Here is a 13,429-nt window from a genome sequence, read left to right on the forward strand (position 1 = left end):
GCTCCTAAAAGAAGGTGATTTCCTGGATCTTAGCGGGCTGATTGACGTTGACCTTACCCGTGTGGTGATTACGTCGCTGCTCGTCGGTGGCGTAGGTCAACTCCATTTCCGCCAGCCAGGCGGGCGCGTCGACCAGCACCGTGGCGCCCGGCACCTGGGCCTCGCGCAGGTGACGGAGCAGGGCCTCCATGTTGTTGCGCACCTGCGCGAGGATCTGGCTGACCCGATCCTGGAATTGCAGGTTGATCAACACCTCGGTGACCTCGTCGCGAATCCCCAGACCTTCGCGTTGCAGCAGGGCCGATGATTCCGAGAGCTGACCGGTGATGCTCTTGAAACGCTCGAGCACCCCCTGGATGCTGGCTTCCGAGTCAGCCACCGAATCCTTGTCATGATCGGTACTGCTGGCCGCGGCCTCGACCAACTGGTTAATGGCGCCGTTGATGATGTCGACCTTGGCGGACATCTTCTGCCCGGTTTCGCTGGATTGGCTGGAGAGGGTCCGTACCGCGTCGGCGACCACCGCAAAGCCGCGTCCCGCCTCACCGGCACGGGCGGCCTCGATGGCGGCGTTGAGCGCCAGCAGGTTGGTCTGTTGGGCGATGGCCGCCACTTCGCCGGCCATGGCCCGTAGCTCGCCGGTATAACCGGTGAGGTTGCGCACCTGTACCAGCATCTCGTCACGGCTTTGCTGAATGGTCTTGAGCGACTCGATCACATGCAGCAACTCGGCATCACTCTTGGCCAATACTTCCAGCGCCCCCCCCTGGTTCTGGTGGGCCAGATCGCCCGCCGTGGCCTGGGAGGCATCGACGGTCTGTCGCAAGCGCTCGGAAATGGCGCTGAAACGGCTGGTCAGTTCAATGATGGCGGTCTCGGTTTCAGTCCGAGAGCTTTCGATTTGCCGGGACCAGATAGGGATCGCTTCCAGGCAGACGGCCTCCAGACCACCGGTTGGGGCGCTATCGGTGGTGGTCTGCGCGGCCTCGGCGTCACTCAGGATCCGGGCTGACAATTGCCGATAGTGACGCTGGTTCAGGAGTCCGACGAGAGCACCCACCACCAACAAACCCGCCGACCAGGCCAGGTTGGCAGGGCGCCAGTCGCTCAACAGCAACACGCACACACCACTGGCGGCGGGAACAAAAGGTATCCAGAAGAAAGCACCAGCCTGGGGGGCGGGCGGTAAACCCTGCAGGTTGCTGGATGACGACATAGGATCCTCCCTGAATCAGTTGGACAAAGCTCCACTGCACAACAAGGCTATCCGCCAAAACCCCAGCCTGCTTGAGCATGGCGCGGGGCCAGTCGTCGGATAGTGGTAAACCGTTCAATGAGCGGGTGCGGCACAATGCCATCTATGGGCACAGACTCATGAGTGTAGACGGGCTTGCTGAATACAGAAGGGCGAGTTTGCTTTTAAATCGTAGGGGGTGGACGCGCACCGACGCCACCTCGAAGCTGGCGATTCCTCACGACCCTCAGCCATTCCGAATGGAAGTGGATATCTCTACTACATTTCATGTGGCACAGCCTCGCCAACGTCGCAGATGTACGAACGCAATACATGATGAAATGGGAGAGCCGTAATGGAATACCTGGCCAACTTATTACGCTCCGACGGATTCATGCCCCATGGGCACTGCTACTTGTGGATACCTGAACTGCTGTGGACGAATGTTATTTCGGACACCCTGATTGCTTTTGCCTATATGACAATCCCGATCACCCTGGTCTACTTTATCCGGAAAAGGCGTGATATCCCGTTTGACTGGATGTTTGCTGCCTTTGGGATATTTATCCTCGCGTGTGGCAGCACCCACGTGATGGAAATATGGACCATCTGGCATCCCAGTTACTGGCTATCGGCCCTGATCAAGGCCATTACCGCTGTCGCCTCCTGCGTCACCGCCATACTCCTGATCAAATTGATCCCCGCCGCACTGCTTATTCCCAGTCCGCAACAGCTGGCTAAAGTGAATGACGAATTGAGAAAGACGCAGTCCAAACTGGTCTCTACAGCGCGTCAGGCCGGGATGGCCGAAATCGCCACCAATGTGCTGCACAACGTCGGCAATGTGCTCAACAGTGTGAACATATCGGCGGAACTGGTCAGCAGCCGGGTGCGCGGTTCCAAAGCCCAGGGGCTGGGCAAGGTGGCTCATCTGATGAACGAGCACGTCGACGACTTGAGCGAATTTCTGACCGGCGACCAGAAAGGCAAGATGCTACCCGACTATCTGCTCAAGCTGGCAGAGGCCATAACGGCAGAGCGCGAGGCAATTATCGACGAGCTGGATCAGCTCACCAAAGGCATCAACCATATCAAGGGTATCGTCGCGGCCCAACAGGACTACGCCGGAGCGTCCAGTGTGCTCGAGCCGGTACAGCTAAAGGATCTGTTTGAGGAAGCAGTGAAGATGAGCGCCTCGCAGCATGAGGTGATAGTGCTGAAGGAGGTGGCCGACGTGCCCGTATTGTCGCTGGACAAGCGCCGGGTGCTGGAAATCCTGATCAACCTTATTACTAACGCCAAACACGCGCAGAATGGAGTGCCTGGCCGGCAACAGCCGATCATCTTGCGCGTGAATTGGGAACAAGGACAAAGCGTGCAGATCCAGGTCGTGGACAACGGCGAGGGGATTGCACCAGAAAACCTGATACGTATCTTTTCCCATGGTTTCACCACTCGCAAGGACGGCCACGGCTTTGGTCTGCATAGCTGCGTAATAGCTGCGCGTGAGATGGGCGGTAGTTTGACCGTGCATAGCGAGGGGGTGGGTAAGGGGGCGACCTTTACGCTTGAAATCCCAATCAAAATAACCGAAGAAGAGGCGCGTTTATAAGCGCAGACCACGAGCGGGTAAAGTCCGGTGGCCAAAGCAAAAAACCCCGGCTTTGAGACCGGGGTTTTCCTTTAGAAGGCGAGATTAGCCAGCCCGCTTGTCACACTGAATGTTCTCAGTGACCGCTACTGTAGGTTCACAAAATAGATGATTCGGAAGCCCCAGCAAACACAGGCGAAAAATCATCTTTTTTGTGAGGCCGCCGGTTGGGACTCACAAAAAAGATGAGAAAAGCCTACTGGATTCACAAAATAGATGCATCACCCTCACCAGCAGCGCTCCGGGCCCCTCCGTTCATCAACGAGGATTGTGCATATAAAGGAAGGGATCGTAAAATCCGGCCGTGGAGCGCGCATGCCGGTGATGCCGTAAAGGTGAGTGCCCATGCCGCCAAGCTTTCGAGCTTGGTTCCGCCAAAACCTTTGGTGGCGGAATAGGGTCGCTAAGACCCAAGAGGCCCGGCCTATTCCTGAGTCTTGGGCTTTCACAAAGCCCAAACCTTTAAACCCTTCTTTTATATAGATGCCGTCGGCCTCAGGCGGCACCTATTGTGGTCGCGGTAGGGATGGCAGTTACCTGCCACCCCCCGCACAGATCTGTACGTGCGGAACTACCGCATACGGCTCCTGCCTCGGGTATGTGACGCGAAGCGTGTTGCCACCGATGCGGAATTGACCCAGTTGCCGACACAACGGTGACCCAACTCCAATCAGTAAAAATCCAGCACTGGTAACGGCTCACAAAACAGCTGCCTGGGTCAGTGGAATTTCGGTAACTGGGTCAATCCCGCGCTGGTGACAACAAGTCAATGACAAGGCAAGCCGGCCACGGTCAGAAATTGACAGGCCACTTTTGGATCTTTGCTGCTTTGGGCTTCGCTGGCGAGGGTCGACCAGGGCTCGACACTCGGCGGCGTGCTTTCAACATGAAGGGCGGTAATGAGTGGCCGCCAATCTTCCCGTGGTAACCAATCGGTCAGATCGAGTATTACTTCATCTGACTCGCGTTTCTCAAGCGCGACCTTGAGCTGCGCCGGTTTTTTGAATAACCAGGCTATTCGCCGACGCTTTTCCGGGACTGACAGGGTGGAGTGGCTGATCGCATCGATTGCGGCGAGCGTCCATTTCGGAGGAACAGGGGGTTGGCCCCAACGCTGCAGCCTGGTCAAGTCAAATGATTGTACCGCGCCGAGGTAGTCATCGCGTTGGGTGGTGAAGGTGTGGTAGATAAATTCGTCCACATCGTGTGGAGCGTCCCAGGTTGTGGAATTGCCACCTCTAGAGTTATCCACAGCGTCTAGGCATGCATTCAAATCGCCTTGCAGGTCGCATTGTGCTTGTAGGGCCTGAGCGGCCGGGGCATAGGCAGAGACCTCTTCGAGATAATAAGGAGCGCTTTTAGTCCAGGCCAGAAGATGAGGCGCAAGCCCACCACTACAACGATCACCCGACTCTCCATATGCCAGATAATATCGCCTCCCATCCTGAGTATCACGCAGGCCCAATAGCCCGGCGCTAGCACCTCCATCAAAGCGGAACGCCTCAATGGCACCATTACGCTCAAACCGCGACTCAGTCACTTCAGGCCTATCGGCGCAGGGGTTCATACGCTCGTACCCCCCTATAAAATCGTCGTTATCTACCGAGCCCACCATGTCCCAAAAACCAGACACGACTATCGCGCAGTTATCGGACTTAGGTACGTCAAGCAACTGCACCGTCTCGAAATGCAGTTGTCTGGAATCACCTTCTTCATCAGGAGCCAGAAGTGACTTTAACCAGCCGTCGCTGGGCAAGAAATTGCACTTCACAGGCTCGAAGACAAACCGTGCAGCACTCGCCACGTCGGCAACCGGCGCCACAACACCCAACGCCAGCAACTGGGTGTAAACCTCGGGGGCAGTGTTTAGCGCGCAAGCCTTGGGGAAGGAAAGCGGATGAACAACTGCACCCAATTGGATCAGCGCGTTTAGGTTGGTCATCTGATGCGCTTGGGGCGAATTTGAATCACTGGTACAGGTGAAGGGCTTGCGGCCAAACGGACGTATGAGCTTTTCAATAACGCTATCGGCGAGACCTGGTACTTGCGCGGTCATCAGCGGCCAACTTTGCTGCAAGTCAGCAACCGGACGCTCGAGCCAGTCGCTGATCTCGTCGGGATGATTGGAGTTCTTCATAGCCTCAGTGGCTAAGGTATTTTCAACACGATAACCGTGCTTGAACAACTCCAGCCATAGGGATATCGGAACCGCGTAAAGCAGCTGCGGCACACGCTGGCCGTCTAGCCGTAACGCGCTTCGTTGCAACAGAACTGACCAGATCATCTGCCGTTGTTCGATGGGCCTTCCATCCTGCAAGACCGCGCGGGCTGCAGCCGCAGACTCTGCCGTCAGTATCTCATCCGGCACCAAGGCCAAGGCCCAGGAGAACTCCTCGAAAGAACCCGCTGCGGCGATTGCCAGCCAACTATAAAGATTATTCGAATCGGCCAACCAAGGATTAAGGACCGTCACCGGCAAGTGCTCAGCCAATGCCTTGCGCACAGCAAAGGGCAAAGGCGCAGGGTCGATTCCATTCAAGGTTCTCGGCCTAGCCACCATCCACGGCAGTAGCAACTCAGCCAGTTTTTCAGGCTGGTCCGGGCGGCGCAAGTCCGAGGCAAACAGGGCCTTCACGTCATCGGCAGAAGCCAGCGTCTGAAGCAAATAGCCGAAGATCGAGGGGAGCATTTGCGTGTCGAGCTTTTTCCAGGCGGCAAGGTCGACTGTTTTAAAAGAACCACGAGCGGACTGATCCTTGGAGGGATGAACACCCTGGCAATCGCCATACCTGTCCAGTTCGCCGGGCGCGGGTAACTGGCGGCTGTCCACCTTCAGCGCTTGCTGGACGGCACCTTGCTCCAGCTCATAATTGAGCATGCAAGAACCCAGCTTGCCAGTCGGGGCCGCGAAGTGGCGGGCCAACAGTTCATCGAGCGAGGCGGGGTTCTGAACTAGATAGCGGTCAGTCAGTTGTTGACCCGACAACCGCTGATACACCGGCAGCGCCAGCAGGGCATCAACGATGCTCCAATGGCTCATGTAGATAGCCAAGCCAAGAGAGTCTGGATCGCGAGAAAAACCTGCCACCGTCGCCAATGGATCAGCGCCTTGGCTTATCAACCACATGGACACGTCTTTCATATTAGCGCGCACGGCATGCTGCAAAAGTGTGCCGTGGAACGCGACCTGCTGCATGTCGGCGTTCTGATACGACAGGTATTCAATCAGGCCGGCTTCATCGGTGGCCTTAAAATCTTCCGGGGCGAAAACCTGCCATCTACCTTCGCCTCCCGGCTGGGCTTGCGGCATCGAAAGTAATGCACTGAAAGCATCGTTCGCGCCCTGGCTATCGACTTCGTCGGCATAGGCCAGAACGCTACACAGCACCACCACGGCAAACAGAGCACGACTAAACAAACGACGCATGACAATCCTTGTCTCGGGCAACGAAAGGCTGCGTCCGATAAGCAACAGAACTGGAGCAACTGGCGGTGGCACTATGCACGAACCGCTTACTCGAAGCACTCTGATTTAAAACTTATAAGATATGGCCCGTATGAATCTTTGTTAATTGTAGGGGTTGGACCTGCCCGAGGCATGCGTTTGTCGGGCTAAGGGTTCTGAGGGCCCCAGGCAGGCCAAGAGCCGTCAGCTATGGTCCAGCCCTGCTGCTGAAGGGGAGGCTAGTGGCCGCTCAAGCAGCATCATCGGCGTCTTCTTCATCTTCATCGGCGTCCCCAACGCTGAGCCAGTCGTGAATGTTGTAACGCACGAAGTCTTCCACATCGAGCATGGTGAAGTCCTGCAGCACCGTGGACACCCTGTCAGCGCTTAAAGGGCGGGGGAAGATGGGTTTGCCGGCGGCTTACATTCCTCCTTCAGCCCGTATCACAAAGTCTCCGCACTCGATGGTGGTTACCGGCCCCTTAACCGCCAGTAAAGAACTGTCAGAGTGTGAAGTAGTAGTCAACAAGAGCACGTAGTGCAGACTCAGTCTGAATCGTGGCACTAAACACTGCCCTGTGATGCCCGCCGGAGAACACCCGATTCAAGGCTGTTGACTTGCTATCCGCCAAGATGTGCTTGATATCGACGATCCCGGGCAAATTCGGTAGCTCTCTTTCAACTCTGACGTAGAGACCTCTCTTAGTCTTGGGGTCGAAAGCAAACTCTATTCCCCTCCTGGTTTTAATCTTGTAGCTCCAGAACTTGTCCTTTTCGTCCTTTTCGAGAAGAACTACATACTTGGAAAGCTACTCCAGCACTCCCACCGCGTCCTGCCCGTTGAACGTCCCATCAACCGGCAGTTTCGCATCCCGCTGTCCGACGGTTAGGTCACTGGGATGAACCACAGGACCTGGCTCTTCGATATCATCCAAAGCCTGAGCCCGACCTGCCGCTTTCTCCAAAATATCTGCTACCTCGGCCAAGTGAACGACCCGTACGTCGTCTCCATCGCCAGTCGTATCCCATATTTCCTGCATACACGCTTTGAGTTGCGCTTCCATTGCTCGTTGCGCCTTCGTTCCGAATGGAATGCCAAGTAGAGTTTTTACTGGATTTGCAATGTCGAGTGTCCCAACAAGCGAATTGGCGTATTGGATACTCGCCTGTTGGCCGAGTAAGCGGCACGGTCCGAACACAGATACCCCTTTCATGGGTCCCCACCGAATGTCCACATACTCGGCTTCTACGTCAGCAGGAAAATCAGGCCAGTTCTCGTAGCCCCACAGTTTGATGCCGGTCTTAAGGTGCCCCTTGTCGTCACCCACCTCGCTTTCGATAGCCTTCAGCTTCGATATCGCCTCTGGCGAATTTTTCTGACGATATATAAGGGCGTAGACCTTCTCCCAACGAAGACTAGAAGCAGTGAAATTAGCCAGCGAGAAGTAGTCCTTCTTGCCTAAGTTAGCCGCCAACATGGGCTTCCGGTTCCGGCCCCAGGCCAAATACGCAGCGGCGATGTCGGAAGCATCAATAGATCTTACGTGGTCCGAATCCCATAAAGCGTCGAACCAAGATTGCATGGCACCGAGTTCGGTGCGCTCTCGAATGTGCATGCCGGCCTCCAGCCAGTGGGCAGAGTCCTCATCCTCGAGGCCTAGACCATTAGCTGAAATATTGGCGGAGCCAATAACTGCTTGGTTCGCTCCGAGAATTACTTTCGCATGCAAGCGATCGCACTGCCGGACTTGCACGTTTCGGTCGGGTCGGGCGGATAATTCTAGGAACTGCTCGATCACTTGGGGATTTGTACTGCCCGTACGCAGGTTGCAGATGATTCGGATAGGTTTGGATTCATCCGGATGGATTAGCTTCTGAGCACCAAACCCCCAAAATGCGACGGCAACATCAAGTGAGTCCTCATCAGCAACCAGTTGGGCTAGGCGCGACTTGTAGACTTGGGGCGTTAGAAATGATGAGTCCACGTGTAGTCGTCCCTGTGTGAACGTAGCGGGTGATTAGGGGGTGTTGGCGCTGATGCGAATTGACCCAGGGGGCCGGAAATCGTTGACCTACCTGAATACTTGGTAATCGATGGTCTTATATACGTTTCACAGACTGCCTAAGGGTCAACTGATGTCGGCAGCCTGGGTCAAATCCGCATCAGTACCAACAATATTGAACGTCCGCCTGCTTTCAAACCACGCCTGCGCGATGAGATAACGTTAAACCAATCTTATCCGGAGAGAGCACCGTATTTGCCCGAAACTACAACAAAGCTAAAAATCTCTATTTTTTAAGATAAAAAAGCCAACGCTTTAAACGTTGGCCTTTTCAGTCAGTTGAGCTGACAGCTTGAGTCATTTATTTGTGAAAGTTCTCATTTATTCTGAGAACCTACACATACATTAGAAGTCCAGGTTCGACACCGCCAATGCATTGCTCTCGATAAAGTCACGACGTGGCTCTACCGCATCACCCATCAGCGTGTTGAAGATCTGGTCCGCACCGACGGCGTCTTCGATCGTCACTTTCAGCATCCGGCGAACCGCTGGGTCCATGGTGGTTTCCCACAACTGGTCCGGGTTCATCTCACCCAGCCCTTTGTAGCGCTGGATGGTGTGGCGCTTGGTGCTTTCGGCCATCAGCCAGTCCAGGGCTTCCTTGAACTCGGTCACGGCTTTCTTGCGTTCGCCACGCTGAATGTAGGCGCCTTCGTCGAGCAAGGTGCTCAACTGCGCGCCCAAGGTGACCACGGTCTTGTAGTCGTTGCTGCCGAAGAAGTCGCGGTTGAAGGTGACGTAGTTGGACAGGCCGTGAGAGATCAGTTCGACCTCCGGCAGCCAGACGTTACGTTCACGGTCTTCGCGCAGGCTGGCTTTGTAGACCAGGCCGGACTTCTCGTTCAGACGCAGGCGGACTTCATACTTGGCCAGCCACTCCTGCATCGCCACGTGATCGCCCAACTGTTCCAGGCTCACCGCTGGCAGGTAGATGAAGTGCTCGGTCAGCTCCTGCGGGTACAGGCGTGACAGGCGCTTGAGGGTTTTCATCACCATGCGGAAGTCATACACCAGACGTTCCAGCGCCTCACCGGAAATACCCGGGGCGTCTTCGTTCAGGTGCAGGCTCGCATCTTCCAGGGCCGACTGCGTCATGTATTCTTCCATGGCATCGTCGTCTTTGATGTATTGCTCTTGCTTGCCTTTCTTGACCTTGTACAACGGCGGCTGAGCGATATAGATGTAGCCGCGCTCGATCAGCTCCGGCAACTGACGGAAGAAGAAAGTCAGCAGCAGGGTACGGATGTGCGAACCGTCGACGTCAGCATCGGTCATGATGATGATGTTGTGGTAACGCAGCTTCTCGATGTTGTACTCGTCGCGGCCGATACCGCAACCCAACGCGGTGATCAGCGTGCCGACTTCCTGGGACGAGATCATCTTGTCGAAACGGGCTTTTTCCACGTTGAGGATCTTGCCTTTCAACGGCAGGATCGCCTGGGTACGACGGTTACGACCCTGCTTGGCGGAACCGCCAGCAGAGTCACCTTCCACCAGGTACAGTTCGGAAAGAGCAGGGTCTTTTTCCTGGCAGTCCGCCAGTTTGCCCGGCAGGCCAGCGATATCCAGCGCGCCTTTACGACGGGTCATCTCACGGGCTTTACGCGCCGCTTCACGGGCACGGGCGGCGTCGATCATCTTGCCGACCACCAGCTTGGCTTCGTTCGGGTTTTCCAGCAGGAAGTCCGAGAAGTACTTGCCCATTTCCTGTTCGACAGCGGTCTTCACTTCGGAAGAGACCAGCTTGTCCTTGGTCTGAGAGCTGAACTTCGGATCCGGCACCTTGACCGAAATGATCGCGGTCAGGCCTTCACGGGCATCGTCACCGGTGGTGGCGACCTTGTGCTTCTTCGCCAGGCCTTCCGCTTCGATGTAGGTGTTCAGGTTACGTGTCAGTGCCGAACGGAAACCCACCAGGTGAGTACCGCCATCGCGCTGCGGAATGTTGTTGGTGAAGCACAACAGGTTCTCGTTGAAGCTGTCGTTCCACTGCAGGGCGATTTCCACGCCGATGCCGTCTTCACGCTGGACGTTGAAGTGGAACACCTGGTTGACCGGAGTCTTGTTGGTGTTCAGGTATTCAACGAACGCCCGCAGGCCACCTTCGTACTTGAACAGCTCTTCCTTGCCGCTGCGCTCATCCTTGAGGACGATGCCGACACCGGAGTTGAGGAAGGACAGTTCACGAATCCGCTTGGCCAGGATGTCCCAGCTGAAGTGGATGTTCTTGAAGGTGTCGGCGGAGGCCTTGAAGTGAATTTCGGTACCGGTGGTTTCGCTGTCGCCGACGATTCTCATCGGTTCCTGTGGCACACCGTGGACGTAGGTCTGTTCCCAGATCTTGCCGCTGCGACGCACGGTCAGCACTAGCAATTCGGACAGGGCATTCACCACCGACACACCCACACCGTGCAAACCGCCGGAGACTTTATAGGAGTTGTCGTCGAACTTACCGCCGGCGTGCAGCACGGTCATGATGACCTCGGCCGCGGAAACGCCTTCTTCTTTATGCACGTCTACCGGAATACCGCGACCGTTGTCGCGCACGGAGATGGACTCATCCGGGTGGATGATGATGCTGATTTCGTCGCAATGACCGGCGAGCGCTTCGTCGATGGAGTTGTCGACCACCTCGAACACCATGTGGTGCAGACCGCTGCCATCATCGGTGTCGCCAATGTACATACCGGGACGTTTGCGTACGGCATCCAAACCTTTCAGCACCTTGATGCTGGTCGAGTCGTACGTATTTTCTTCGCTCATGCCTTCACTCCCGATGGTCGTGGGTCTGGGTGATACAGCCTTGTTCCACGTGGAACAAAGCGACTGGCGTTTCCGTCTGCCAGCCTTCCCTCAATAATTCGTGGTCTACACAGGTGATAAACACCTGGCAGCGTAAGTCTTCCAGCAAGCGACAGAGTGCGCGACGGTGTTGCTCGTCCAACTCGGACGGCAGGTCATCCACCAGATAAATACACTGACCGCGCCGGGCCTGGCTGACCAGGTGTCCCTGAGCAATGCGCAAGGCACAGACCACCAGTTTCTGCTGACCCCGGGACAAGATGTCCGCGGCATTGTGTGCGCCCAATCGAAGACGCAGATCAGCTCGCTGTGGTCCGGCTTGGGTGTGGCCCATTTGCTGGTCCCGGTGCAGGGAAGAGGCGAGCACGGCGCTCAATTCCTTCTCTTTATCCCAACCACGGTAATAGCTCAGCGTTAAGCCCTCGAGTTCGACTAACTCGCTCAAGGTTTGCTCAAAGACTGGTTTCAAGACTTTGATGTAAGCGCGGCGGTACTCATCGATTTCGGCGCTGGCCAGGCACAGTTCCCGGTCCCAGGCCGCTTGCGAAGCGGCGTCAAGTGTACCATGCCGCAGCCATGAGTTCCGCTGCCGCAGGGCCTTCTGCAAGCGCTGCCAGGTCGACATGAAACGAGGTTCCACGTGGAACACCCCCCAGTCGAGGAACTGGCGGCGGATCTTCGGGGCCCCTTCGAGCAGGCGGAAGCTGTCCGGGTTGATCAGTTGCAGCGGCAGGATTTCCGCCAGTTGCGCCGCGCTCTTGGCGTTCTGCCCATCGATGCGGATCTGAAATTCACCCTGGCGGTCCCGCGAGATCCCCAACGCGCTGTGTCCCCCCTCGGCCAACTCCACCTGACCGAACACGGTGCAGGCGAGTTGCTCGTACTGGATCACCGGTAGCAGACGGGTACTGCGAAACGAGCGGGCGAGCCCGAGCAGATGCAGCGCTTCGAGCACGCTGGTTTTTCCGCTGCCGTTGGCGCCGTAAAGGATATTGATACGCGGGGAGGGGGAGAAGGTCACCGGCTGCAGGTTACGCACCGCGGTGACCGAAACACGACTGAGGGACATCTAGCGTTGGCTGGACATGGGCAGGCGCGACACCGTTACAGGCGCATCGGCATGACGACGTAGGCGGAGTCGTCGTTGTCCGACTCCTGCACCAGGGCGCTGCTGTTGGAGTCGGACAGGATCAAACGCACCTGCTCGGTGGTCATCACGCCCAGCACGTCCAGCAGATAGCTGACGTTGAAGCCGATTTCCAGCGAACCGCCGTTGTATTCGACGCCGACTTCTTCTTCCGCTTCTTCCTGCTCAGGGTTGTTGGCCTGGATCTTCAGCTGACCATTGGCCAGCTGCAGACGGATGCCGCGGTACTTCTCGTTGGACAGGATCGCGGTACGGCTGAAGGCTTCGCGCAGTGCCTGGCGATCCCCCAGGACCAGCTTGTCGCCACCTTTGGGCAGAACGCGCTCGTAGTCCGGGAACTTGCCGTCCACCAGCTTGGAGGTGAAGGTGAACTCACCCGTGGTCGCACGAATGTGGTGCTGGCCGAGGACGATGCTCACATTGCCTTCCGGCTCGGTCAGCAGGCGGGCCAATTCCAGGATGCCCTTGCGCGGCACGATCACCTGGTGACGATCCGGCTGACCGATATCGGCCTGCATCGAACACATGGCCAGACGGTGACCGTCGGTGGCCACGGCACGGATAATACCGGCCGAGACTTCCAGCAGCATGCCGTTGAGGTAGTAACGCACGTCCTGCTGGGCCATGGCGAAGCTGGTGCGCTCGATCAAGCGACGCAGTTTGCTCTGGTCGAGCTGACAGGTCAGCGAGCCCGGACCTTCTTCCACGGTTGGGAAATCGTTCGCCGGCAAGGTCGACAGGGTGAAGCGGCTACGGCCAGCCTTCACCACCAGCTTCTGCTCATCAACCTTGATGTCGATCAGGGCGTCATTGGGCAGGCTCTTGCAGATGTCCATCAGCTTGCGGGCCGGGACAGTGATTTCACCCGGTTCCGCCGGCTCTTCGAGTTGGACGCGACCAACCAGTTCGACTTCCAGGTCGGTACCGGTCAGCGACAGTTGCTGGCCTTCGACAACCAGCAACACATTGGAGAGCACCGGCAAGGTCTGGCGGCGCTCGACGACGCCTGCGACCAGTTGCAGGGGTTTCAACAGGGCTTCGCGTTGAATAGTGAAATGCATGGTCTAGTCCCTTGCCTTAATAAGCT

7 protein-coding genes are annotated in these 13,429 nt (G+C 56.7%); 1 reads left to right on the forward strand and 6 read right to left on the reverse strand.

Going from position 1 to position 13,429, the window contains the following annotated elements:
• Positions 1-4: 4 nt before the first annotated feature.
• The gene (locus AC07VG_RS17020; RefSeq protein ID WP_495021580.1) at positions 5-1,216 is read right to left on the reverse strand and encodes a methyl-accepting chemotaxis protein; all 1,212 of its coding nucleotides are present in this window, start codon (positions 1,214-1,216) and stop codon (positions 5-7) included.
• A gap of 373 nt (positions 1,217-1,589) precedes the next feature.
• On the opposite strand from AC07VG_RS17020, the gene AC07VG_RS17025 reads away from it, so the two are divergent.
• Positions 1,590-2,846 carry a sensor histidine kinase gene (locus tag AC07VG_RS17025; RefSeq protein WP_495021581.1) on the forward strand — a complete coding sequence of 419 codons (1,257 nt, stop codon included), beginning with the start codon at positions 1,590-1,592 and terminating at the stop codon, positions 2,844-2,846.
• Positions 2,847-3,651: 805 nt separating this feature from the next.
• On the opposite strand, the gene AC07VG_RS17030 is transcribed toward AC07VG_RS17025, so the two are convergent.
• The 5 genes from AC07VG_RS17030 to dnaN all read right to left on the reverse strand — a co-directional run bounded on the left by AC07VG_RS17030 (position 3,652) and on the right by dnaN (position 13,403).
• The gene (locus tag AC07VG_RS17030; protein WP_495021582.1) at positions 3,652-6,312 is read right to left on the reverse strand and encodes a hypothetical protein; all 2,661 of its coding nucleotides are present in this window, start codon (positions 6,310-6,312) and stop codon (positions 3,652-3,654) included.
• Between the two features lie 827 nt (positions 6,313-7,139).
• A complete protein-coding gene (locus tag AC07VG_RS17035; RefSeq protein WP_495021583.1) occupies positions 7,140-8,315 on the reverse strand; it encodes a phospholipase D family protein in 1,176 nt (391 codons plus the stop codon).
• A 423-nt stretch (positions 8,316-8,738) separates the two neighbouring features.
• Positions 8,739-11,156, reverse strand: coding sequence for a DNA topoisomerase (ATP-hydrolyzing) subunit B (gyrB, locus tag AC07VG_RS17040; RefSeq protein ID WP_495000252.1), 2,418 nt, complete (start codon positions 11,154-11,156; stop codon positions 8,739-8,741).
• Positions 11,157-11,160: 4 nt separating this feature from the next.
• Positions 11,161-12,264 carry a DNA replication/repair protein RecF gene (recF, locus tag AC07VG_RS17045; RefSeq protein ID WP_100939924.1) on the reverse strand — a complete coding sequence of 368 codons (1,104 nt, stop codon included), beginning with the start codon at positions 12,262-12,264 and terminating at the stop codon, positions 11,161-11,163.
• Positions 12,265-12,299: 35 nt separating this feature from the next.
• Positions 12,300-13,403 carry a DNA polymerase III subunit beta gene (dnaN, locus tag AC07VG_RS17050; protein ID WP_495000251.1) on the reverse strand — a complete coding sequence of 368 codons (1,104 nt, stop codon included), beginning with the start codon at positions 13,401-13,403 and terminating at the stop codon, positions 12,300-12,302.
• Between the last annotated feature and the right edge of the window lie 26 nt (positions 13,404-13,429).

It is taken from the genome of Pseudomonas sp. GW821-FHT03C07, assembly GCF_059420925.1.

Bases quoted from the DNA above. Each gene is read 5' to 3' on its own strand.
- dnaN (WP_495000251.1), bottom strand. From the start codon at position 13,403: ATGCATTTCACTATTCAACGCGAAGCCCTGTTGAAACCCCTGCAACTG.
- AC07VG_RS17030 (WP_495021582.1), bottom strand. From the start codon at position 6,312: ATGCGTCGTTTGTTTAGTCGTGCTCTGTTTGCCGTGGTGGTGCTGTGT.
- recF (WP_100939924.1), bottom strand. From the start codon at position 12,264: ATGTCCCTCAGTCGTGTTTCGGTCACCGCGGTGCGTAACCTGCAGCCG.
- AC07VG_RS17020 (WP_495021580.1), bottom strand. From the start codon at position 1,216: ATGTCGTCATCCAGCAACCTGCAGGGTTTACCGCCCGCCCCCCAGGCT.
- AC07VG_RS17025 (WP_495021581.1), top strand. From the start codon at position 1,590: ATGGAATACCTGGCCAACTTATTACGCTCCGACGGATTCATGCCCCAT.
- gyrB (WP_495000252.1), bottom strand. From the start codon at position 11,156: ATGAGCGAAGAAAATACGTACGACTCGACCAGCATCAAGGTGCTGAAA.